Raw genomic sequence first — 22,987 nt, 5'->3', positions numbered from 1 at the left:
TAATCAGGAAGACTTTTGTTATAACGACAAAATACTATCAAATTTTTGGAAGGGAAACGCGCGAGCGGGAAGTGCCTTGTGTAACGGGTTCCCCCTCTCGCACAGATTTTTCCGAGGCCAACGCACCCTGACGACTGATGCCGCAAGGGGTCTGTTCATGAAACCGCCAATCGGACGCGACACCACACTGTGCATGTCCCTGGCTGGCCGGCCGGGCAATTTCGGCTCGCGGTTCCACAACCGCCTCTATGCGCTGCTGGGCCTGGATTATGTCTACAAATCATTCACCACCACGGACCTGCCCGCGGCCATCGGCGGCGTGCGCGCCCTGGGCATACGCGGCTGCGCCATTTCCATGCCCTTCAAGGAGGCGGTCATCCCGTTGCTGGATGGTCTGGAGGCCTCGGCGCGGGCCATCGATTCGGTCAATACCATCGTCAATGACGGCGGCACGCTGACCGGCTACAACACCGATTTCATCGCCGTACGCCGGTTGATCGAACAGGCCGGCATCGCACCGCAGACGCCGTTTCTCCTGCGCGGCAGCGGCGGCATGGCCAAGGCAGTGGCCGCCGCCCTCAAGGACCTCGGCTTCCATGACGGCGTGATCATCGCACGCAACGAGACGACGGGGCCGGCCCTGGCCGCGACCTACGGCTATGGCTGGCAGGCGCACCCGGGCGACCTTGCCGCGCCGTTCCTCATCAATGTCACGCCGCTGGGCATGGCCGGGCCAGACGCGCAGGCCCTCGCCTTTCCCCAGGACAAGATCGACGCCTGCGACACGGCCTTTGATGTCGTCGCCATGCCCGCGGAAACGCCGTTCCTGGCCCGGGCGCGCGCCCAGGGCAGGCGGCTGATTTCCGGCGCAGACGTCATCATCCTGCAGGCCCTTGAGCAGTTCATCCTGTATACGGGGGTGCGCCCGTCCGAGGCGCAGGTGGAGGACGCCGCGGCGTTCGCGCGTGCGGCGGCCTGATGCCCGCCACGCCAGACGCTCTTGCCGGGGAGGGATTCAGCCACCAACCTCACCGCGTGGCGATGTTGTGCTTCTTGAGCAAGGCATAGAACCGCGACTGGGAGAGGCCGGAGATGCGGATGGCCTCTTTCATGCTCCCGCCGGACACGGTCATCAGGTATTTCAGATAGCGCTGTTCGATGCGGTTCCAGGCGTCGTCGCGGAAGTCCTGCAGCGGCGGCATGTCTGCGGCGGTGAAGCCGGCGGCCTCCACGTCCAGGGCCGGTTCCGCGCACACGGTCGGGGCCACGCGGGAGCGCGCCACCTTGGCCCGCAGCGCTGCCGGCAGATGCTGCGCCAGGAGGTAGGAATCCAGCAGGGCCGCGGCCAGGGCGTGTTCCAGGGTGTGGATGAACTCGCGCACGTTGCCGGGCCAGTGGTAGGCTTCCAGGGTTTCGAAGAAGTCCGCGCAGGCCCCTTTCTGGGGCGAATCGTTGCGGGCGCAGATGCGCTCGATGAAGTGATTGGCCAGGGGCCGGATGTCCTGCACCCGCTCCCGCAGGGGCGGCAGGTGGATGGAGATGGACTGAATGCGGTACAGCAGGTCGTTGCGAAATGTCTTGTCCGCCACCATCTGCCCCAGGTCCCGGTTGGTGGCCGCCACCAGCCGGAAATCCACGGCCCGCTCCTCGCGCCCGCCAATGGACCGCACCGTGCGTTCCTGGAGCACGCGCAGGAAGACCTTCTGCAGGGAAAGGGGCATCTCGCCGATTTCGTCCAGAAACAGGGTGCCGCCGTCGGCCTGGAGCACCAGACCCAGCTGATCGCGCTCGGCTCCGGTGAAGGCGCCTTTTTTGTGGCCAAAGAGGATGGATTCCACCAGGGTTTCCGGCAGGGCGGCGCAATCCACAATCACAAACGGCCCGCTTGCCCGGGCGCTGTTTTCGTGGATGGCGCGGGCAAACAGCTCCTTGCCGGTGCCGGTCTCGCCGGTGATGAGCACATTGGCGCTGTTCAGGGCGCAGCTGGCCACCAGATCCAGGGCGCGCATGAGGGGCTGGCTGTCGCCCACGATGTGCTCGCGCCGCAGCACCTTCACCGCCCCGGTCACGCGGCAGAGCTTGCGCTTTTTGTGGAAGTCCAGCGCCCGGGTGAGGGTGAGGGTGATCTGCTGGATGGAGTGCGTCTTTTCGATGTAATCCCAGGCCCCTGCGCCAATGGCCAGTTCCGCGCCGTCAGGATCGCCCTTGCCGGTGATGATGATGACTTCCGGACTGCTGGGCAGGGACGTCAGTTCCGGCAGCAGGGAAAGGCCGTTGCCGTCTGGCAGGCGCACATCCAGAAACACAATGTCGTACCCGCGGGTCTGGGCCATGTGCAGGCCCTTGGCCATGGTCTCGGCGCAGTCGGCATCGCAGCCGATGCGGCGCACTGCCCGGCTCAGGGCATGGCACATGGTGGCATCGTCGTCGATGATGAGCACGCTGCCGCCGGCGCTGGCAAGGGGGTGCTGCGCGCCGGGCTCAGCCATGCGTCGCCTCCGTGGGCCAGGGGGATTCGCGCTCCAGCAGGGTGCGGATGGCCCGGCAGATTTCGGCGCTGTCGAAGGGCTTGCGGAAGAAGAGGAAGCCCGCCGAGCTGGCCAGATCCTTGGGAATGCGGTGCTGGAGGATGCGGCCGTCAAAGCCGCTGCACAGAATCACGGGCAGGTTGGGCTGCACGGCGCGCATCTCGTACACCATTTCAGACCCGGTCATGTCCGGCATGAGCTGGTCGGTGAACACCAGGTCGAAGCGCTGGGGATTTTCCTTGAACAGGGTCAGGGCCTCCTTGCTGCGGCTGCGGCTTTCCACGGTGTAGCCCAGGCGGCGGAGCAACTTGGAGAGGGAGCCCAGGAGGTCATGGTCGTCATCCACCACCAGAATGCTTTCCGTGCCGCCGGGCAGGTCCTGCAGGTTCTCCAGGGCGTCCAGCTCTTCCATGTGGTGCTCGCACGGAATAAGCACGGTGAAGCTGGCCCCCTTGCCGGGCACGCTCTGCACGTCGATGCCGCCGCCATACAGCTTGACGATGCTTTTGGTCATGGACAGGCCCAGGCCGGTGCCGCCGCTTTTTTTGCGCGTGGTGTAGAACGGCTCGAAGATGCGCTTGAGCACCACGGGCTTCATGCCAATGCCCGTATCCGAAACCGCCAGCCGCGCATACAGATCCGGCTTGAGGGCCTGGCGGCGGGCCTCGACCTCGCCCAGCTCCACGGTATCCAGCTCCACGGTGAGCACGCCGTTTTTCACAAAGCGCATGGCCTGCTCGGCATTGGTGCACAGGTTCATGAGGATTTGCAGAATCTGGTCCGGGTCCGCCATTACCTGCACATGCTCGGCCTTGATGTGCTCGCGCACCTGGATGGTGGCCGGCATGATGCTGCGCACCAGATGCATGCATTCCTTGACCATGCGAGCCATATCCACGGACTGGCGGGAGGCGTCCGCCTGATGGCTGAACTCCTTGATGCGCTTGACTAGGCTCTTGCCGCGCTTGGCAGCCTTGAGCACGTGGAGCAGATCTTCATAGACTGGAGACGTCTTGTCCGTATCAAAAAGGGCCAGCTCCGTACAGGATGAAATGGCGCCGATGACGTTGCCGAAATCGTGGGCAATGCCGCCGGCAAAGATGCCGATGGCCTCCATCTTCTGGGCGTGGCGCAGCTCGCGTTCCATCTGCCGCCAGGGCTTGAGAATGGAATTGATCATCACCAGACTCACCGGAATGACGAAGCAGACCAGAATCACCGCCACGCCCGTGCCCACGGTGATGATGGCCTTGCGATGAATCCGCTTGAAACTGTTGGAGATGTGCTGCAGTTCCTGCGCAATGTCGTCCAGGTATATCCCGGTGCCCACCCAGTATTCCGTGCCAGGAATAAGCTGGGCATACACCAGTTTGGAAGACGGCACCGGCTCTCCGGGCTTGAAGAAGCGGTACGTGGAGAATCCCCCGCCGGCCAGGGACTTTTCCGTCAATTGCGCGATGTAGTGCGTGCCTTCGGGATCGGCCACACCCAGGCGGTATTGCCCCTGGAATTCAGGGTGAAACGGATGCACGACGTTCACGCCCTGGGTGTTGTACACGAAATAATAGCCAGAATCCTCGTAATGCACCCGGGGGATGATGCGCCGCAAGGCGGACTCCATCTCCGGCTCCCCGCCGCCCTGATCCCGGATGGCCTTGAGGGTCTCCCCCAGGCTCATGGTCATGGACTGCACAGACACCTGCAGGGTGTGGCGGTAATGCTTGAGCATTTCCTCATGGGCCGCCCCCAGGGACTCGTCGTGCGCCTTGTTCAGATAATAACTGTACACCACGCTGATGCCCGTGGCGAAGAGAATGAGAAAGAGCAGCAGCAACGCAATGCGGCTGACCACCTCATGATCCCGATGGCAGGAAAACAACGCCTTGAGCATCTGCCGCCAACTGGTGTGTGTCGCAAGTTGTTCAGTCATGCAGAAAGGCCAGCAAAATCAGCGCCATTCTGCAGAACTGCTCCATGAAGCATGGAATACGCAATCCTGACGCCATCATCCGACACCAATCACACATCGTGCATTTCGTCACGAAGTATATTTTCTTCTTTTGCAGGAATCCATCCCTGCCCGACAAGAATCCCTGCTCCCGCTGTGCAAGAAAAAAATCCTTGCCTGCAATAATTCCTGCCTGTTACACCGCCCCTCTCCGCTGGCATGGCATCTGCTTCATTGGGGAGCATGCGGGCCATGGAATGTAGCGACGCTTCGCCACGCTGGCAGCACCGCCGTGCGGGCGATTCACAAGGGCAGGACTGATTGCATGTCGAACAAAATCCTCGTCAAAGAGTCGTTGATCAAAGACCAGACCAGCCGGCTCGTCATCCACGCTCCGGAAATCGCCGCCAAGGCCCAGCCCGGCAACTTCGTCATCCTGCGCGTTGACCCGCAAGGCGAGCGCGTGCCCCTGACCATTGCCGATGCAGACCCTGCCGCCGGCACCATTACCATTGTGTATCTGGTGCTCGGCAAGACCACAGCCATGCTCGAAGCCCTGCACGAGGGCGACACCATTCTGGACCTTTGCGGCCCCCTGGGCAAGGCCACGCACATTGACAAACAAGAGACCGTCATCTGCGTGGGCGGCGGCACGGGCATTGCCGCCATGCACCACATCGCCAAGGGCCATCATCAGGCCGGCAACAAGGTGGTGGCCGTCATCGGCGCACGCAGCAAGGACCTGCTGCTCTTCGAAAAAGAACTCAAGCAGTTTGCCGATGAAGTCCTCGTTTCCACCGACGACGGCAGCTATGGCCACAAGGGGCTGGTGACGGATCTGCTGGTGGAGCGCCTCAAGCACGACAAGAGCGTGCAGGAGGTGGTGGCCGTGGGTCCGGTGCCCATGATGGCCGCCGTGGCCCGGGCCACGGAGCCCTTTGGCGTCAAGACCACGGTTTCCTTGAACTCCATCATGCTCGACGGCATCGGCATGTGCGGCGCGTGCCGCGTCACCGTGGCCGGCAAGACCAAGTTCGCCTGCGTGGATGGCCCGGAATTCGACGGGCATCAGGTGGACTTTGCCGAGCTGGGCATGCGGCTCAGGGCCTTCAAGCCCATGGAAAGCCAGTCCATGGAGGCCTACCGGGAATGCCGCTGCAAGGCCGCCGAGGGCAAGCCGGTGAAAAAGAAGAAGGCACTCGCCCCCCGCGTGCCCATGCCGCATCAGGCCCCGGCGGAGCGGATCAAGAATTTTAACGAAGTCGCCCTGGGCTACACCTCCCAGCTGGCCATGGAAGAAGCCCGGCGCTGCCTGCAGTGCAAAAAACCCGCCTGCGTGGAAGGCTGCCCGGTGGAAGTGCCCATCCCGCAGTTCATCGCCCATCTGGCGGCCGGGCGCATTGAGGACGCCTACAAGACCATCAAGACCACCAACAGCCTGCCCGCCATCTGCGGCCGGGTCTGCCCCCAGGAAGTGCAGTGCGAGGGCAACTGCATCCTGCTCAAGAAGGGCCAGCCCATCGCCATCGGCCGGCTGGAACGCTTTGTGGCCGACGAATACCTGCACCGCGACGCCTGCGACCTGCTCGCCGATGGCGCCAAGGAAACCTGCCCCGTCATCGACCCCGAAAAGAAGGTGGCCTGCATCGGCTCCGGCCCGTCCTCCCTCACTGTGGCCGGCTATCTGGCCTCGCGCGGGTGCAAGGTGACGGTGTTCGAGGCCCTGCACGAGCTGGGCGGGGTGCTGGTGTATGGCATTCCCGAGTTCCGGCTGCCCAAGAACAGGATCGTCCATAAGGAAATTCACGCCCTCAAGCAGCTGCAGGTGGAGTTCAAGGTCAATGCCGTGGCTGGCAAGACCTTCACGGTCCAGGATTTGTTCGCTCAAGGCTTCAAGGCGGTGTTCATCGGCGTGGGCGCAGGCCTGCCGCGGTTTTTGAACATTCCCGGGGAAAACGCCATCGGCGTCTTTTCCGCCAACGAATACCTGACCCGCGTGAACCTGGGCCGGGCGTATGACTTCCCCAATTACGACACCCCCATCATCTGCGGCAAACACGTCACCGTGTATGGCGGGGGCAACGTGGCCATGGACGCCGCGCGCACGGCCCTGCGCCTGGGGGCGGAGAGCGTGCGCATCGTGTACCGCCGCACCGTGGACGCCATGCCCGCCCGGCACGAGGAAATCGAACACGCCATCGAGGAAGGCGTGATCATGGAGTGCCTGGCCGCGCCCCTGGAATTCACCTGCAATGAACATGGCCACCTCAAGGCCGTGCGGCTCCAGCGCATGGAGCTGGGCGAGCCGGACGACTCCGGCAGACGCTCTCCGCGTCCCATTCCGGGCGACACCTACGAGCTTGAGACGGATCTGGCCGTCATCGCCGTGGGCACCCGGTCCAACCCGGTGATGCTCGACAACGAACCCCTGCTGACCACCAACAAGTGGGGCTATGTCCAGGTGGATGAAGCCACCTGCGAGACGAGCATTCCCAACGTATTTGCCGGCGGCGACATCGTCACCGGCGCCGCCACGGTCATTCTTGCGGCCGGGGCGGGACGCACGGCGGCCAAGGAAATGGCCCGCCGGCTGGGCGTGGATTCCTGACCCAGGAATCCTGCCTGGTGCTCTGCAAGCCAATGGCCAGCCGTGCTGGCTTGAGGCGGACGGTCCCGGCACTATCTCCCTTGGCCCCGCCGGGGCCGTCCACTCTTATACGACAATACAGCGTTGCTCTGGCAAGGCCCCTGCCTTGGCAACACCCCTGGATCGCCGGGAACGTGGCCCCAACCGCCGCGTTTCCGGCGTGTTTCATTTCCCGTCGCGTGCAGGCCTTATAAACACGACGGGGATGCAGGCGCAAGCCCCGCATCCCCGACATGACAAGAGAAAACAAGAATTGAGCAGTTACTTGAAGGGCCAGATCATCGGGATCAGCACCACGCACATGATGTAGCTGATCACCTGCAACGGCCAACCGGCCTTGAAGTAGTCCATGAACCTGTAGTTGCCCGGTCCCAGCACGATGGTGTTGGGCGGGGTGGCGATGGGCGTGAGGAAGCAGGCCGAGGCGCTCATGGCCACGCCCATGAGCAGCGGCAAGGGAGACACGCCGCCCTGCATGGCAATGGGCACCGCAAGCGGCGCCATCAGCGCTGCCGTGGCCGTGTTGGACATGAAGTTGGTGACAATGGCCGTCAGCGCACAGACCACCGCCATCAGCGCGTACGGGTCGCTCACCTGGGAGACCACACCTGTGGCGATGAGCTTGGCCGCGCCGCTCTTTTCCAACGCCGTGGAAAGCGCCAGGGTGCCGGCGAACAGGAAGATGGTGGTCCAGTCAATGGACTTGAACGCTTCCTTCATGGTCATACAGCCGGTGATAACCATCAAACATGCGCCAAGCATGGCTGCGGTCACCAGATCGATGAATTCCGAGGCCATCACCGCCACCACAAAGGCGAAGATGCCCAAACAGATCCACATCTTTTCCGGCCGCTGTACCTTGGGCACCTGGGTTTCCAGGCGCTCGTCGTCTTCCAGCTTGCCGGCGACGGTGTTGGGCAGAAACTTCTTGCCGATGAGGGCGAAGTACAAAATGCCGACGATGGTCAAGGGAATGCCAAACATGGCGAACTCGAAGAAGCCGAAGGGCTTGAAGCCGCCATCGCCCATCTTGCTGAGCACGGAGTTCACCAGCCCGTTGGGCGGCGTGCCCACCAGGGTGATGCACCCGCCAAGCCCGGCGGCAAAGGCCACGGGCATGAGGATGCGGCTGGCAGGGATGTTGGCCCGCATGCACATGCCCATGATCATGGGAATGGCCACCACCGTGGTACCGGTGTTGGACAGGAAAGCCGAAAGGCCGGCGATGGCGATCATCGAAAAGATGAGCAGCTTTGCTTCGCTGCCGCCGGAGAGCTTCACCGTGAGCTGGCCGACCTTGTCCGCAAAGCCGGTGACGAAGGTTGCCTCACCCACCACGAACATGGCCATGAAGATGACCACCCACTCGTTGCCGAAGTTGGCAAAGGCAGCCTTTGCCGGGATGATGTTGAACAGACTCAGGGCCACCGGAACGAGCATGGCGGTAATGGGCAGGGGCACCAGTTCCGTAAAGAACAGGATGCCGGCGACGGCGAGAATCGCCAATGTGATGTAAGCATGGCTGGCTGGCGGTGGAGGAGGCGCGTCAGCAGCAAAGCAGATGCCTGCAGTCACAAGCAGCGTGATCGCAACGAAACCCAGCAAGGTCAGAAACCTTTTCATAAATCCTCACTCCTTGGGGAGCATGTGGATGCCACGAATCGCAATGCGCACGAATTCCGCTTCACAATAATGACCCGCCAGCCCCTATCGTGTGATGGGCAAGCGGATCTGGTGCTGAGCCCTCCTGGGCGCTCTCTTGTTGGTTATACGCCGGTGCTCGTCCGTACAAGGCCGGCGCGGATCAGGGCTTCTCGCTCCCCGCCCTGCCCTGTGCATGCAAGGACAGGACGGGGAGCGCATGGACGCGTTGGGTTGGGCGTTAGAACGGCCAGATCATCGGGATGAACACCACGCAGATGATGTAGCTGATCACCTGCAGCGGCCATCCGGCCTTGAAGTAGTCAATGAACTTGTAGTTGCCGGGTCCAAGCACGATGGTGTTGGGCGGCGTGGCCACCGGCGTGAGGAAGCAGGCCGAGGCGCTCATGGCGATGCCCATCAGGAGCGGCAGGGGCGAAACGCCGCCCTGCGTGGCGATGGGCACGGCCAGGGGAGCCATGAGCGCCGCCGTGGCCGTGTTGGACATGAAGTTGGTGACGACGGCCGTCAGCGCGCAGACCACGGCCATGAGCAGATACGGTTCGCTCACCTGGGAAACCACGGCCGTGGCGATGAGCTTGGCGGCGCCGCTCTTGTCCAGCGCGGTGGAAAGCGACAGCGTGCCGGCGAACAGGAAAATGGTGGTCCAGTCGATGGCGTTGAAGGCTTCCTTCATGGTCATGCAGCGGGTGGCCACGATGAGACAAGCGCCCAGCATGGCCGCCGTCACCAGGGGCATGAAGTTCGTGGCCATGGCCACCACCACGAAGAGAAAGATGCCCAGGCAGATGTACATCTTGTTTTCGCGCCGCGCCTTGGGAGCCTGCTCGGCCAGGGACTCTTCCACCGTGCAGGTGGCCGCCGTATCCGGCAGAAATTTCTTGCCGATGAGGGCATAATAGCCGATGCCGGCCAGGGTCAGGGGGATGCCGATCTTGGCGAATTCAAAGAAGCCGAAGGGAGCCAGCCCCTCGCCGCCCATCTTGCCCAGCACGGAGTTCACCAGCCCGTTGGGCGGCGTGCCCACCAGGGTGATGCACCCGCCAAGCCCCGCGGCAAAGGCCACAGGCATGAGGATCTTACTGGGACGAATCCCCGCCGAGGCGCACATGCCCATGATCATGGGAATGGCCACCACCACGGTGCCGGTATTGGACAAAAAGGCCGACAGCCCGGCCATGGCCACCATGGAGAAAATGAGCAGCTTCGCCTCGCTGCCGCCGGAGAGCTTCACCGTGAGTGCGCCCACCTTGTCGGCAAAGCCAGTGATGAACGTCGCCTCCCCGATGACGAACATGGCCATGAAGATGACCACCCATTCGTTGCCGAAGTTGGCAAAGGCCGACTTGGCCGGGATGATGCCAAAAAGCCCCAAGGCCACCGGAATGAGCATGGCCGTGATCGGCAGTGGTATTATTTCCGTAAAGAAAAGAATGGCCCCCACGCCCAGGATGGCCAGGGTGATGTAGGCATGTTCAATGGGAGGCGGAGCTTTGTCCTGGGCGAAACACACACAGGCGAAGGCCAGCACCATAAAGGCGGCCAGGCCGGCAATTTTAAGATACTTGTTCACCACAACAACCCCCATACCGGTATGCTTTCATGTGCGAGACACAGCGGGGCGAAACACACAGTCACAGCGATTTTTTCGGAACCCCGCCCGGCCCATAACGGGCCGGGCGGCGCAAGTCTCAGCCAGTCGCTACATGGCTATTTGTAGCTCTCCACAAAGGCGTTGATACGTTTACGGGACGCGGCCACGCGGTCGCGCAGGGCCACACGATAGGCATCCAGATCGGCAATGGGCTTCTTGGCCACGCCGGTTTCCATGGCCGCCTTGGCCACAGCCACGGTTTCCCATTCCAGAATGCGGGAATCCAGCGGCTTGGGAATCACGTAGTCCACGCCGAAGGTCAGTTCCTTCACGCCGTACATGTCGCAGATCTCCGCCGGCACCGGCTCCTTGGCCAGTTCGGCCAGGGACCTGGCAGCGGCGATCTTCATGGCTTCGTTGATTTCCGTGGCGCCCACGTCCAGCGCGCCGCGGAAGATGTACGGGAAGCCCGAGACGTTGTTCACCTGGTTGGGGTAGTCCGAACGGCCGGTGCCCATGATGCAGTTGGGGTTGGCGTCCTTGGCATCGTTGTAGGTGATTTCCGGATCCGGGTTGGCCATGGCGAAGATGACCGGCGACTTGTGCATGCTCTGGACCATCTCCTTGCTCACCAGATTCTTGGTGGAGAGGCCGAGGAACACATCCGCACCCTTCATCACGTCGGCCAGGGAGCCGAGGTCTTTTTCCTGGGCAAAGGCGTCCTTGTACTTGTTGCCCGTGGGACGACCCTTGTGGATGAGGCCCTTGGTATCGAACATGAAGATGTTCTTGGGGTCCACGCCCAACTGCACGTAGAAGTTGGAGCAGGCGATGCCCGCGGCGCCGGCGCCCACCACCACGATCTTCAGGTCTTCCAGCTTGCGGTTGCAGATTTCGCAGGCGTTGATCAGGCCCGCGCCGGAGATCACGGCCGTGCCGTGCTGGTCGTCATGGAAAACGGGGATGCCCATTTCCTTTTTGAGTGTTTCTTCAATGTAGAAGCACTCGGGGGCCTTGATGTCTTCCAGGTTGATGCCGCCGAAGGTGGGCTCCATGGCCTTGACGATCTGGATCAGCAGCTCCGGATCGTTGCAATCCAGGTTGATGTCGTAGACGTCGATGTCGGTAAAGGTCTTGAAGAGCACGCCCTTGCCTTCCATCACCGGCTTGCCGGCCAAGGGGCCGATATTGCCCAGGCCGAGCACGGCGGTGCCGTTGGAGACCACGGCCACCAGGTTGTCGCGGCCGGTGTACAGGCTGGCCTTGGACGGATCTTCCTTGATGGCCTTGCAGCACTCGGCCACGCCGGGGGAATAGGCCATGGAGAGGTCTTTCTGGTTGTTGCAGGGCTTGATGGGCACCACTTCCACCTTCCCGCGGCGGGGAAACTCGTGGTAGGCCAGTGCTTCTTCTTTGGTGAACAACGCCATGAGTCTGTCTCCTTGCTGCGCCGCCCCCCGATGCGGGGGGCGGGATTGATTACCGGATCTTTACAGGGGGTAATTGGGTTTGGCGTACAGTTCGCCGCCGTGGGCATCGTTGATGACCAGCAGCGGGAAGTCCTTGACCGTCAGCTTGCGGATGGCTTCGGGCCCGAGATCATCATACGCGATGGTTTCGGAGGCGGTGATGCATTCCGCCAGCAGTGCGCCGGCGCCGCCCGTGGCGCCGAAGTACACGCCATTGTGCTCCTGCAGGGCATCGCGCACGGCCTGGTTGCGTTTGCCCTTGCCGATGGAGGCCTTGGAGCCCAGGCTGTGCAGCCGGGGGGCGTAGGTATCCATGCGGCCGGAGGTGGTGGGGCCGGCGGAGCCGATGGGCTTGCCGGGAGGGGCCGGCGTGGGGCCGACATAGTAGATGACCGAGCCCTTGAGGTCGAACGGCAGCTGTTCGCCGGCGTCCAGGGCGGTCATGAGTTTTTTGTGCGCCGAGTCGCGGGCAGTGTAGATGATGCCGGTGAGGTACACCACGTCGCCGGCTTTGAGCATTGCCACGTCTTCTTCGGTCATGGGGGCGTTCAGATGGTAGGTGGCCATTAGAGCACAACCTCCTGGGTCCGGGCGGAATGGCACTGCACGTTCACGGCCAGCGGCAGGCTGGCGATGTGGCAGGGATGCATTTCAATCTTCACGGCCAGGCTGGTGGTCTTGCCGCCCAGGCCCATGGGGCCGATGCCCAGATTATTGATGGCTTCCAGCAGTTCCTTTTCCATGGCGGCGATTTCCGGGTCCGGATTGGGCACGTCCAGGGGGCGGAACAGGGCCTTCTTGGCCAGGGTGGGGGCGAGGTCGAAGCTGCCGCCGATGCCCACGCCCACGATGGTGGGGGGGCAGGGGTTGGGGCCGGCCTCGGCCATGCGCCGGACCACGAAGTCCTTGATGCCTTCCCAGCCCTGGGCCGGGGTGAGCATGGTGCAGCGCGACATGTTTTCCGAGCCGCCGCCCTTGGCCATGAACTGGATCTTCAGCTTGTCGCCGGGGACGAGTTCAAGGTGGATGATGGCCGGGGTGTTGTTGCCCGTATTCTTGCGCTGCAGCGGATGGCACATGGACTTGCGCAGGTAGCCTTTGTCGTAGCCTTCCACCATGCCGGCGGTCAGGGCTTCCTTGAGGCCACCTTCCACGCGCACGTCCTCGCCCATTTCCACAAACAGCACGGCAGAGCCGGTGTCCTGGCACAGGGGCATGTTGGTGGCCTTGGCCAGATCCGCGTTCTTGATCAACTGGTCCAGCACCTCGCGGGCGCTGTCTGTGGTTTCGGAGTCCCGGGCCTCCACAAAGGCCTTGTAGATGGGCTCGGGCAGAATGCGGCAGGCCGTGATGATCATGTCACGCACGGCAGCGCTGACATCCTCAGCTTTGAGCATGCGCATGGCAGCATCCCTTCTTCTTGATGGTTTCAATGAGCGGCCGCGGCAGCACACCCTTGACCGAGTGCATGGCCATCATGCGGCGCATGATGCCCAGCTGGTCCTGCAGGGGGATGCCCTTGGGGCACACGTCTTCGCAGGCCAGCAGGCCCATGCAGCCGAACACGCCCTGATCGTTGCCAATGACGTCGTAGTAGTCGTCCTCGGAGCGCTTGTCCCGCGGGTCCAGGTAGAACCGGGCCACGCGCATGATGGAGACCGCACCCAGGAAGTCCGTGCGCATGCGGGCCGTGCCGCAAGCCGCCACGCAACAACCGCACTCGATGCAACGGTCCAGCTCGAAGATCTCGTTGGCCAGGTCGTTGTCCATGCGCATTTCGTCGGCCGTGGGATCAAAGGCCTTGTCGTCGCTGTGGCACCAGGCTTCAATCTGCAGGCCGGTCTTGCGGAACCACGAGCCCGTATCCACGGACAAGTCGCCCAGCAATTGGAAGAACGGCAGCGGATGCAGGGTGATTTCCGCGGGCAGGTCTTTGGTCTGGGTGTGGCAGGCCAGGCCCGGACGGCCGTTGATGACCATGGCGCACGAGCCGCAGATGCCGGCGCGGCAGCAGAAGTCCACTTTGAGGGTGGGATCCTTTTCATCGCGGATCTGCGTGAGCGCGATGAAGAGGGTCATGGAATCGTACTCCTGCACCGTGAAAGTCTGCATCCGGGGCTGGGAATCCGGATCCAGCGGATTGTAGCGAAAGATGTTCAACGTCAACATGCGATTCATGAGGCTGCTCCTTGTCCTACAGCTTGGCCTTCTTGAGGTTTTCCTTTGCCGCTTCAGGAATGACAAACTTTTCCGGGGGCAGCTCGTTGGCAATGGTCACGCCGCCACCGTACCCGCGGTCGCCCGGGGGCATTTCGTAGTACGGGGAGGCCTCTTCATATTCAAGGGTCGGCATGCTGGCGCCTTCCTTCCAGTACGACAAGGTGCGGTTCAGCCATTCCTTGTCGTTGCGTTCGGGGAAGTCTTCGCGGGTATGCGCGCCGCGGGATTCCGTACGCATGAGCGCGCCGTACGCCGTGCACTGCGCCAGCTTGACCATGCCGCGAATGCGCAGGGCCGTGGAGAGCTCCGGATTCATGCCCTTGCAGGCCGAGGACAGGCTGATCTTCTGGGAGCGGTCGTACAGTTCTTCCAGCTTGTTCACGGCCTTCTGCAGATCCGTGCCGTTGCGGAAGATACCCACGCCCTCCATCATGATGTCGTGCATTTCGTCGCGGATCTTGAAGGTGTTTTCCTTGCCCTTGCGACCGGTGACGATATCCGTGATGCGTTCCTGCACCTTCTTGTGGGCATCCTCCACGTACTGCATGCCGAAGGACGGCGTGGCGCCCTTGGTGAATTCCACCATCCGCTTGCCGATGTAGCGGCCAGCCACCACGGTTTCCGCCAGGGAGTTGCCGCCCAGCCGGTTGAAGCCGTGCATGTCCCAGCAGGCGGATTCGCCGGCCGAGAACAGCCCCTTGAGGCCGTAGGCTGCGCCGTCGCGGTTGGTGCGCACGCCGCCCATGGAATAGTGATGCGTGGGCCGCACGGGGATGAGCTGATGGATGGGATTCACGCCCAGGAAGTTGGTGCAGATGTCGTACACTTCCCGCAGCTTGGTGGTGATGTGCTTCTCGCCCAGGTGGCGGATGTCCAGCCAGAGGTGATCGCCGTAGGGGCTCTTCACGCCCAGGCCCTTGCGCATGTGCTCGGTCATGCGGCGGGACACCACGTCGCGGGAGGCCAGTTCGGCCTTGTCCGGCTCGTAATCGGGCATGAAGCGGTACTGGTTCACGTCCAGCAGGGTGCCGCCGTCGCCGCGGCATCCTTCGGTCACCAGGATGTCGGTGGGCACGGTGCCGGTGGGGTGGAACTGCACGGCTTCCATGTTGCCCATGGGGACGAGGCCGGTATCCAGGGCGATGATCTGGCCGCCGCCGTCGCAGATGACGGCGTTGGTGGTGGCCTTGTAGATGCGGCCGTAGCCGCCGGTGGCGATGAGCGTGGACGTGGCCAGATACGCCACCAGCTCGCCGGTGCGCAGGCAGCGCGCGATGCAGCCCAGGCAGTTTTCGCCGTCGTGAATCAGGGCCTCGGCCTGCATGCGGTCATGCACCGTCACGCCGTATTGCAGGCATTTGGTGTCCAGGGTGTTGAGCACGGAACGGCCGGTGCCGTCCGCGGTGTAGCAGGTGCGCCACTTGGCCGTGCCGCCAAAAGCGCGGGCGTGGATAAGGCCGGCCTTCTCGGCCTTTTCCTCGGCCTCAAAAGGCTTGCCGCCTTTGTAATAGGTGTGCTTGCCAGGAACCACGCGGTTCCAGGGCACGCCCCAGTGGGCCACTTCGCGCATGACGATGGGCGCGGTATCGGCAAAAATGCGGGCCACTTCCTGGTCGCAGCCCCAGTCGGAGCCTTTCACGGTATCGGCAAAGTGCACGTCGGGGCTGTCGCCGTCGCCCATGATGGCGTTGCCCAGCGCCGCCTGCATGCCGCCCTGGGCAGCAGAGGAGTGGGAACGCCGCGGCGGCACCAGGGAGAGCATGATGGTCTTCAGGCCGGCCATGGAGGCTTCCACGGCCACGCGCTCCCCGGCCAGACCCGCGCCGATGCACAACACGTCGGTATGGTAAATCTGCATTGCCTCACCCTATCCTTGAATATTCAACAGCATGAAGCGCACAAGCGTCAGCAGGCCGATGGTGATGAAGCCGATCATCATGAGGTTCTCGGTCTTCTGGAACCACTTGCGCTTGTTGCGGCCGACGAAGCCATATTTGACGCCAATACGGTAAAAGCCCACGCCCACATGCAGCTCGGCCAAAGGCAGCAACACCAGATACAAATACAACCAACCGCTCTGAATGCGCGCCGCGCTCTTGGCTGCCGTGATGGGCAGATCCGTCAGCACCACGAACATATGCACCGCGCCAAGCACCAGGATAAAGATGGCGCTGATCACCTGCACCAGCCACATGGTGGTGTCCTTGTGATGCAGCATGCAGGCATGCACGCGGAAGGTCTTCCATTCATCCTGCTTGAACGGCATCTTGCGCGCCGCCAGGATGAAGTGGACCACCATGAGCACAAAGATGGCCGGCCCGCCAATCTGCGCCATGTACGTCGCCTCGAAGAACCAGGCGATCCCGTTCATGAGACTGGGGCTCAAAATGACGCTGGAAACCAACATCATGTGCGCCCACAAGAACAGGATCAACAGCACGCCGCTGACCATCTGGAAAAAATCCATCCGGCCGGCAATCTTGCTGCGTTGGGGGACATGCAAGGTAATGGTGCTTGCATTCATGAAATGACGCCTCCCTTCTAGGGTCTTTCGTTCGTGCATGGCCAACAAGCCCATGCCATCCTCTACCGGGTTGCAGGTGTGTCTTCCGTCTGTATGGGGCGGCGCGGGCCTGCCCGGGACTCCTGCCGCCGTCAACCCTCCTAGCATGCCGCGTACCAAGTCCCCCCGCAAAAAAAATTTGATTTATTCTATGACCGTACACCGTTATGTTGATTGGCCGATCAGCCATTTTCCTGCATCACAGGAATGCACCTTTCCTGTAGGAAAGGAATTCGGCGGGCCGGAATCCGCCTGACCAGCCCTGCTGCCTGCCGCACCTTCTCATGCACAACCATATTGGGCTTGACAGACCCCACTGCAGCGGGTAAATACTTTCGTTTGGAGAGCGGGTGTAGCTCAGTTGGTAGAGTACAAGCTTCCCAAGCTTGGTGTCGCGGGTTCGAATCCCGTCGCCCGCTCCAGGTCGTTCATCTTTCTCGCTATGCGAGCGCCCACCAAGCTGCTGCAGTTTGTGTTACAGGGTGGATGAGCAACCGCATCCTGGCCGTTGCCGAAACGTCGGGGTGGGCGATTCGCCCCCCCTTTTTTTTCATTTGCTTGCTGAGATATCGTAACCGTTTGCAAGGATTGACGCCTTTGGCAGAGACGCATCCCGCTTCCGCATGCTCCTCCCCCCGGGCCGCCCTGGATCGCCTGGCGCGTTCCATGGCCACGGGCCTGGGCTACGCCGTTTGGGGCGTGGAGTTCACCGCCGGCCAGCACCGCGCCGTGGCCCGCATTTATCTGGATTTGCCCGGCAACGAACATATTCCCTCCGGCCCGGACCGCCCGGAAGTGGATGTGGACCAGTGCGCCGAGTTCTCCCGTCACCTGAGCGTGGCCCTGGACGCCGAGGATGTCATCCCTGGCGCATACACGTTGGAAGTCTCCTCCCCCGGCATGGAGCGGTTGTTTTTCCGTCTGGAGCAGCTGCCCCCGTACGTGGGCCGCGAGTTGGCGCTGCAGCTGGATCGTCCCTTGCAAGGCCCGGCCTTCCAGGACGCCTGGTACGCAGACCGCAAGCGCCTGCGCGGCCGGCTCCTGGCGGTGGAGGACGGCGCCCTGACCCTGGAGAGCGAAGGCCACACCCCGGTTATCTCGTGGGCGCAGGTGCGCCAATGCCGGCTCATTCATGAATTCGAGGCCCCCAAGAAGCCCAAGGGCGGATCGTCCAAGAAGAAATCCGCCTCCCCTGCTCCCGCAGCCCCCGGTGAGCCCTCTTTTCCCGAGCACAATGATGAGGAGGACGCGTCATGAGCTCCGAGCTCAGAAAAGCCATCGATCAGATCAGCAAGGACAAAGGCATCGACCGCGACCTGCTCATCGACACCCTGGAAGAGGCGGTGCGCTCGTCCATTACCCGCAAGTACGGCCATGCGGACGACTTTGAAGTCGGTTTCAACGAGGAAACCGGCGAAATCGAAGTCTTCCAGTTCAAGGTCGTCGTGGACGACGTGTACGATGAAGACAGTGAAATCTACATCGAAGAAGCCCGCGAGCACGATCCCAACGTGGAGCTGGACGACGAAATCGGCTTCCGCCTGAAGATCGAGGATCTCGGCCGCATTGCCGCCCAGAGCGCCAAGCAGGTCATCATCCAGCGCATGCGCGATGCCGAGCAGGAAATCATTTACGAAGAATACAAGGACCGCAAGGGCGAGATCGTCTCCGGCATCATCCAGCGCCGCGACCGCGCCGGCTGGATCATCAACCTGGGACGCACCGAAGCCCTGCTGCCCAAGGAAGAGCAGATCCCCAAGGAACGCTTCAAGCGCGGCGACCGCGTGCAGGCCTTCATCGTGGATGTGCGCAAGGAAGGCCGCGGCCCGCAGGTGGTCGTCTCCCGCTCCCACCCGGACTACATGGTCTCGCTGTTCAAGCGCGAAGTGCCCGAGGTGGACGACGGCACCGTGCGCATCATGGGCGTGGCGCGCGATCCGGGCAGCCGGGCCAAGGTGGCCGTGCTCTCCCGCGACCGCGATGTGGATCCCGTGGGCGCCTGCGTGGGCATCCGCGGCTCGCGCATCCAGAACGTGGTGCAGGAGCTGCGCGGCGAACGCATCGATATCGTGGTCTGGAGCCCGGAAATCGCCACCTATGCAGCCCATTCCCTCTCCCCGGCGGTCATTTCCCGCATCATGGTGGACGAGGACGAAAAGCTCCTGGAAGTGGTGGTGCCGGACGACCAGCTCACCCTGTCCATCGGGCGCAAGGGCCAGAACGTAAAGCTGGCCTCCAAGCTCCTGGGCTGGAAAATCGACATCTACACCGAGTCCAAATACAACGAAATCAACGCCGGTCGCGAAAAGCTGGACCAGCTTGCCAGCGTCATCGACGCCCCCGCCGACATCTTCTCCAACGCCGGATTCACCTGCGTGGAGGAAGTGATCGACTCTGAGGACGACGAACTGGCAGAGCGGCTGAACCTCACGCCGGATCGTGTGGGCAACCTGCGTTACGCCCTGCGCATCATGGGTTTTGAACCAACCCTGCAGATGAATGCCCCGGCCGACGAGGCTGATGAGACCGATGAGACCGACGAGGCTGATGACGCCACGCCGCAAACCCCGGGAGGCGATGCCAGTGGCAACTGATGTTCCGGCGCGCTCGCCCATGCGCAGTTGCGTCATCTGCAGGCAGACCCTGCCCAAACACGCGCTGACCCGCTACGTCCTTGCCAGGGCGCAGTCGGGTGCCGCAGGGGCTGCCCTCATGGAAGATCCGCGCAAGCGGCTCCCCGGCAGAGGCTGGTACTGTTGCGCCGAAGACCTGTGCCGGCGCAAAATCTCTTCATACCAAGGCTGGCGGCGACGGGCCAAGGCTGGAGACGGCGGCGAAACGGGGGTGCATCGTGTCTGATGAAATACGAGTCAAAGATCTGGCGGACGACCTTCACGTCAACGCCAAGGATATTCTCCAGGCGTTGCGAGAGCTTGGCCATCCTGCCAAAAGTTTGGTCCATGTACTGTCCGAGGAGGACGTGCAGGCGGTGAAAATGCATTTGAAAGATCACGCGGGCGGCGTGGACGACGGTCGCCGCGTTTCCAATTCCGGCGTCATCGTACGCAGACGGCGCAAGCCCAGCGGCCCCGAACATGCTGACATGGCTGCAGACGCTCCCGAGGCCGCAGCCGCCACGCCGCACGACATGTCCCAAGGCGTGTCCCAAGGCGTGTCCCAAGGCGTGTCCCATGATGAGAGTGCCGCTGCAGAACACGTCGCGGAATCTGCCGATGCCGCCATGGCCGAACAGCCCGCGGAAACCGCGCCAGTCACGCCGCGCCAGCAGTCGGAAAGCCCCCGCAAGGACCGTGAGGCCAGGCCCCGCGACGCCGCGCCAGCCAGAGCCCGGACGGGCCGCGCCCCCAGCGAGCCCGCCCCTGCCGCGCGCATCATTTCCACCCCGGAAAGCCAGGCTGCCGCCGAACGCAAGGCTGCCGAACGCAAGGCCGCCGAGGAAAAAGCCGCCGCGGAAGCACAAGCTGCAGCCGCAGCGCAGGCCGCTGCGCAGGCAGCAGCGCAGGCCGCCGAGCAGGCTGCCCAGCCCGAGCCGACGTCCGAACCTGCGGCCGCACAGCCTCAGGCTGCGACGACCGAGCCCGGCGTGCCCGTCGAATCCGAGCAGGCTGCCCAGACTGCCCAACCTGTCCAATCCGACCAGCCTGCGGAAGCAGCCGCCCCTGAAGGCGCTGCCAAGGCGCCGGCCGACGAGGACGGCACCCCCCCGGCGCAACGCAAGAAAAAGCCGCGCGTCGCGGAGAGCAGCCCCCAGGTGCGCATCATTTCCATGCCCGACCCGCAAGCCCCGCCCCGGCAGCGTCCCGAAGCCTCCCGCCCCGGCGGCACCGGCTCCGGCGGACCGGGCGGACCCGGCGGCCCCCGCCAGGGCCAACGGCCCCATGGTCCGCGCCCCGGCGGTCCCCAGGGCGCAGGTGCGCCTGGCGCTGCACGGACCGGTGCGCCCGGTGGTGCGCCGGGAGCCCCCGGAGCGCCGGGAACCCCCGGCACCCCTGCGGCCCCTGGCACGGAATCCGAGGCAGACCGCAAACGCGGCCGCAAGGATCGGCGCGTGGTGGAATTCACCTCCGGCCTGTCCGAGGAAGAAGATCGCCGCCGCGCCAGCCTGCAGGCCAAGAAGAAAAAGTCTTCTCCCATCCGGGACAAGACCGGCGGGCGTGCACGTGCCGGCGGCAAACGCCGCCGCGACGGCTTCGGCGATTTCGAAATGGTCTCCACCACCATGGCCGAGCAGGCGGCGCAGCCCCTCAAGCAGGCCAAGCGAAAAATTCGCGTGGACGAGGCCATCCGTGTATCCGACATGGCGCATCAGATGGGTGTCAAGTCCCAAAGTCTCATCAAGGTGCTGTTGGGCCTGGGCATCATGGCCACCATCAACAGCTCCCTGGACATGGACACCTCCACCCTCGTGGCCAATGAGTTCGGCTACGAAGTGGAACGCGTGGGCTTCACCGAGGCAACCTACCTCGCCGTGCAGGCAGAGGAAGATCCCGAAGCCCTGCGGCCCCGGCCTCCCGTGGTGACCATCATGGGCCACGTGGACCATGGCAAGACCTCGCTGCTGGACGCCATCCGGGAAACCAACGTCACCGAGGGCGAAGCCGGCGGCATCACCCAGCACATCGGGGCGTATCACGTCTCCACCCGCAAGGGCGACGTGGTCTTCCTGGATACTCCCGGCCACGAAGCCTTCACCGCCATGCGCGCCCGCGGCGCCCAGGTGACGGATATCGTCGTCCTGGTGGTGGCTGCAGACGACGGCGTGATGGACCAGACCCGCGAGGCCATCAGCCACGCCCGTGCTGCCGGTGTGCCCATCGTGGTGGCCGTGAACAAGATCGATAAGGAAGGCGCCGACCCCGACCGCGTGAAGCGCGAGCTCTCGGACCTGAACCTGCTTCCTGAAGACTGGGGCGGCGAGACCATCTACGCCCACGTCTCGGCCAAGCAGCGTGTCGGCATCGATGAACTGCTGGAGCTCATCCTGCTGCAGGCTGAAGTGCTGGAACTCCAAGCCAACCCCGAAAAGCCCGCCCGCGGCCACATTGTGGAAGCCCGGCTGGACAAGGGCCGCGGCCCCGTGGCCACCATCCTGGTGGCGGAAGGCACCCTGCGCCAGGGCAACGCCTTTGTCTGCGGCGTGTTCTCCGGCAAGGCCCGCGCCCTGTTCAGCGACCAGGGCAAGAAGATGAAAAAGGCCGGCCCGGCCTGGCCTGTGGAAGTGCAGGGCTTTGAAGGCGTGCCCGAAGCCGGGGACGAATTCGTGGTGGTGGAAGACGAAAAGGTGGCCCGCCGCATTGCCGAAACGCGCCTGATGAAGCAGCGCGAAAAGGAGCTGGCCAAGGAATCCCGCATCACCCTGGAAACCTTCCTGGCCCGCCGTGGCGACGTGGCTTCCCAGAACCTCAACCTCATCCTCAAGGCTGACGTGCAGGGTTCCCTGGAAGCCGTGACCGAAGCCCTGGCCAAGCTCTCCACGGATGAAGTCAAGGTCAAGGTCATCCATAGCGGCGCCGGCGCGGTGAGCGAGTCCGACGTCATGCTGGCCAGCGCGTCCGAAGCCATCATCATCGGCTTCAACGTGCGGCCCACCGTCAAGGCCAAGGAACTTGCCGAGCGCGAAAGCATTGACATTCGCTTCTACGACATCATCTATCAGTTGGTGAGCGACATCAAGGACGCCATGAGCGGCATGCTCTCTCCCACGGTGCGCGAAGTGTACCTGGGACAAGCCGAAGTGCGCGAAACCTTCAGCGTGCCCAAGGTGGGCACCATCGCCGGCTGTGCCGTGGTGGATGGCAAGCTCGTCAGAAACGCCGGTGTGCGACTGCTGCGCAATGGCGTGGTCATCTACACCGGGGCAATCTCATCCCTCAAACGTTTCAAGGACGATGCCAAGGAAGTGCTCAAGGGCTACGAATGCGGCATCGGCCTGGAAAAGTTCAACGATATCAAAGTGGGCGACTACATCGAGGCCTTCGACCACGTGGAAGAGGCCAGAACGCTGTAACACCAAGCCCGCCTGGCGCGGCACGCCTGCATCATGGTTATTGGCACCCTGCTCCTGGAGTTCACCCTGCACGGCAACGACTCGCTCAAAGGCAAGCGCAACGTGGCCCAAAGCCTCAAGCGCAAGCTGCGAAACAAGTTCAATGTGGCTGTGGCAGAGGTGGACTCCATGGAGAGCCATACTCGACTGGTGCTGGCCTGCGTCACCGTCTCCAACGACGCGGCGCATGCCCAAGGCTTGTTGACCAAGGTCCAAAACATGGTGGAAGCCGCCACCGACGAAGAATTGACCGACAGCCAGATGGATATTCTGCGCTGCGAGAACTGAC

General features: G+C 63.1%; 17 protein-coding genes, 1 tRNA gene and 1 pseudogene. 9 read left to right on the top strand and 10 right to left on the bottom strand.

Annotated elements, in window-relative coordinates; translation table 11 throughout:
* Positions 1-157: 157 nt before the first annotated feature.
* Positions 158-979: a shikimate 5-dehydrogenase gene (locus tag DGI_RS07435; protein WP_027193193.1), complete on the top strand. Its 822-nt coding sequence runs from the start codon at positions 158-160 to the stop codon at positions 977-979.
* A gap of 49 nt (positions 980-1,028) precedes the next feature.
* Here DGI_RS07435 and DGI_RS07430 read toward each other — a convergent pair whose 3' ends face one another.
* Both DGI_RS07430 and DGI_RS17100 read right to left on the bottom strand, forming a co-directional pair.
* Complete coding sequence (locus tag DGI_RS07430) at positions 1,029-2,489, bottom strand: sigma-54-dependent transcriptional regulator (RefSeq protein ID WP_051286598.1); 1,461 nt, start codon at positions 2,487-2,489, stop codon at positions 1,029-1,031.
* A complete protein-coding gene (locus DGI_RS17100) occupies positions 2,482-4,458 on the bottom strand; it encodes a cache domain-containing protein (protein ID WP_081696881.1) in 1,977 nt (658 codons plus the stop codon). The genes DGI_RS07430 and DGI_RS17100 overlap by 8 nt, the downstream gene beginning before the upstream one ends.
* Positions 4,459-4,801: 343 nt before the next feature.
* Here DGI_RS17100 and DGI_RS19020 point away from each other — a divergent pair.
* Both DGI_RS19020 and gltA read left to right on the top strand, forming a co-directional pair.
* Positions 4,802-5,635, top strand: a pseudogene (locus tag DGI_RS19020) (sulfide/dihydroorotate dehydrogenase-like FAD/NAD-binding protein); the annotation flags it as partial.
* Positions 5,609-7,084: an NADPH-dependent glutamate synthase gene (gene gltA, locus DGI_RS19015; protein ID WP_202961842.1), complete on the top strand. Its 1,476-nt coding sequence runs from the start codon at positions 5,609-5,611 to the stop codon at positions 7,082-7,084. The pseudogene DGI_RS19020 and the gene gltA, both read left to right, overlap by 27 nt.
* Before the next feature lie 300 nt (positions 7,085-7,384).
* Here the strand turns inward: gltA and DGI_RS07415 are convergent, their stop codons facing one another.
* The 8 genes from DGI_RS07415 to DGI_RS07380 form a co-directional block, all read right to left on the bottom strand.
* A complete protein-coding gene (locus DGI_RS07415) occupies positions 7,385-8,746 on the bottom strand; it encodes an SLC13 family permease (protein WP_021760254.1) in 1,362 nt (453 codons plus the stop codon).
* Between the two features lie 259 nt (positions 8,747-9,005).
* The gene (locus DGI_RS07410) at positions 9,006-10,373 is read right to left on the bottom strand and encodes an SLC13 family permease (protein ID WP_081696882.1); all 1,368 of its coding nucleotides are present in this window, start codon (positions 10,371-10,373) and stop codon (positions 9,006-9,008) included.
* Between the two features lie 122 nt (positions 10,374-10,495).
* Positions 10,496-11,809: a malic enzyme-like NAD(P)-binding protein gene (locus tag DGI_RS07405; protein ID WP_021760250.1), complete on the bottom strand. Its 1,314-nt coding sequence runs from the start codon at positions 11,807-11,809 to the stop codon at positions 10,496-10,498.
* Positions 11,810-11,869: 60 nt separating this feature from the next.
* Positions 11,870-12,415, bottom strand: coding sequence for a Fe-S-containing hydro-lyase (locus DGI_RS07400; protein ID WP_021760249.1), 546 nt, complete (start codon positions 12,413-12,415; stop codon positions 11,870-11,872).
* Complete coding sequence (locus DGI_RS07395) at positions 12,415-13,251, bottom strand: fumarate hydratase (protein WP_021760247.1); 837 nt, start codon at positions 13,249-13,251, stop codon at positions 12,415-12,417. The genes DGI_RS07400 and DGI_RS07395 overlap by 1 nt, the downstream gene beginning before the upstream one ends.
* Positions 13,232-14,026 carry a fumarate reductase iron-sulfur subunit gene (locus tag DGI_RS07390; protein ID WP_021760245.1) on the bottom strand — a complete coding sequence of 265 codons (795 nt, stop codon included), beginning with the start codon at positions 14,024-14,026 and terminating at the stop codon, positions 13,232-13,234. Before DGI_RS07390 ends, DGI_RS07395 begins: the two co-directional genes overlap by 20 nt.
* Positions 14,027-14,042: 16 nt before the next feature.
* Positions 14,043-15,926 (bottom strand): fumarate reductase flavoprotein subunit, encoded by a 1,884-nt coding sequence (locus DGI_RS07385; protein ID WP_021760243.1) that lies wholly within the window; start codon positions 15,924-15,926, stop codon positions 14,043-14,045.
* Between the two features lie 9 nt (positions 15,927-15,935).
* Complete coding sequence (locus tag DGI_RS07380; RefSeq protein WP_021760241.1) at positions 15,936-16,592, bottom strand: fumarate reductase respiratory complex; 657 nt, start codon at positions 16,590-16,592, stop codon at positions 15,936-15,938.
* 385 nt (positions 16,593-16,977) lie between these two features.
* Here DGI_RS07380 and DGI_RS07375 point away from each other — a divergent pair.
* From DGI_RS07375 to DGI_RS07355, 6 genes are all read left to right on the top strand, one after another.
* Positions 16,978-17,053: transfer RNA gene (locus tag DGI_RS07375), tRNA-Gly, on the top strand.
* Positions 17,054-17,228: 175 nt separating this feature from the next.
* On the top strand, positions 17,229-17,888 hold the full coding sequence (locus DGI_RS07370) for a ribosome maturation factor RimP (protein WP_021760236.1): 660 nt from the start codon (positions 17,229-17,231) through the stop codon (positions 17,886-17,888).
* Positions 17,885-19,225, top strand: a complete 1,341-nt coding sequence (gene nusA / locus DGI_RS07365) for a transcription termination factor NusA (protein ID WP_021760234.1) — start codon at positions 17,885-17,887, stop codon at positions 19,223-19,225. The genes DGI_RS07370 and nusA overlap by 4 nt, the downstream gene beginning before the upstream one ends.
* Entirely contained in the window at positions 19,215-19,490 is a 276-nt protein-coding gene (locus DGI_RS17880) for a DUF448 domain-containing protein (RefSeq protein WP_235619955.1), read from the top strand. The genes nusA and DGI_RS17880 overlap by 11 nt, the downstream gene beginning before the upstream one ends.
* On the top strand, positions 19,480-22,659 hold the full coding sequence (gene infB / locus DGI_RS07360) for a translation initiation factor IF-2 (RefSeq protein WP_027193196.1): 3,180 nt from the start codon (positions 19,480-19,482) through the stop codon (positions 22,657-22,659). Before DGI_RS17880 ends, infB begins: the two co-directional genes overlap by 11 nt.
* A gap of 33 nt (positions 22,660-22,692) precedes the next feature.
* Positions 22,693-22,986 (top strand): DUF503 domain-containing protein, encoded by a 294-nt coding sequence (locus DGI_RS07355; protein ID WP_021760228.1) that lies wholly within the window; start codon positions 22,693-22,695, stop codon positions 22,984-22,986.
* Position 22,987: the final 1 nt, after the last annotated feature.

Source organism: Megalodesulfovibrio gigas DSM 1382 = ATCC 19364 (assembly GCF_000468495.1).
Taxonomy (GTDB): Bacteria; Desulfobacterota; Desulfovibrionia; order Desulfovibrionales; family Desulfovibrionaceae; genus Megalodesulfovibrio; species Megalodesulfovibrio gigas.
The sequence above is the reverse complement of the archived record's forward strand: the minus strand, read 5'-3'. Positions and strand labels throughout refer to the sequence as shown.